Annotated in this window: 1 protein-coding gene; it reads left to right on the forward strand. The window is 37.5% G+C overall.

The window, feature by feature from the left end:
* Positions 1–91: 91 nt before the first annotated feature.
* On the forward strand, positions 92–472 hold a 381-nt coding region (gene pyrF, locus JHD69_RS20320), incomplete at its 3' end, for an orotidine-5'-phosphate decarboxylase (protein ID WP_199142141.1).

Consider the following 472-nt stretch of genomic DNA (forward strand, 5'->3'; position numbering starts at 1 on the left):
GTGCTACATCACACCAGTAATTGTACAAATTAAACGAATTAAATCAGCAATTATTTTCATCTTTGCGGCTTCATGATCTGATTATAAAACAATGAATAAACAACAGCTTTTTGAACAAATTCAACAAAAAAAATCTTTTTTGTGCATAGGCTTGGACCCGGTATTAGATAAATTACCTAAACACCTGTTGAAATACAATGATCCTATCCTGGAATTTAACAAACAGCTGATCGATGCTACACATGATCTCTGCGTGGCTTATAAACCTAATACTGCCTTTTACGAAAGTAGAGGAGTAAAAGGCTGGGATACCTTGGTCAAAACTTGGCAGCATTTTCCTAAAAGTGTATTTACCATTGCCGATGCCAAGCGTGGTGATATAGGAAATACGTCTGCCATGTATGCCGAAGCATTTTTCAATGAGGAAAGTTCGGCAATGAGCTTCGATTCCATTACCGTGGCACCCTATATG

The sequence above is a fragment of the Pedobacter sp. ASV12 genome (assembly GCF_016429155.1).
GTDB lineage: Bacteria > Bacteroidota > Bacteroidia > Sphingobacteriales > Sphingobacteriaceae > Pedobacter.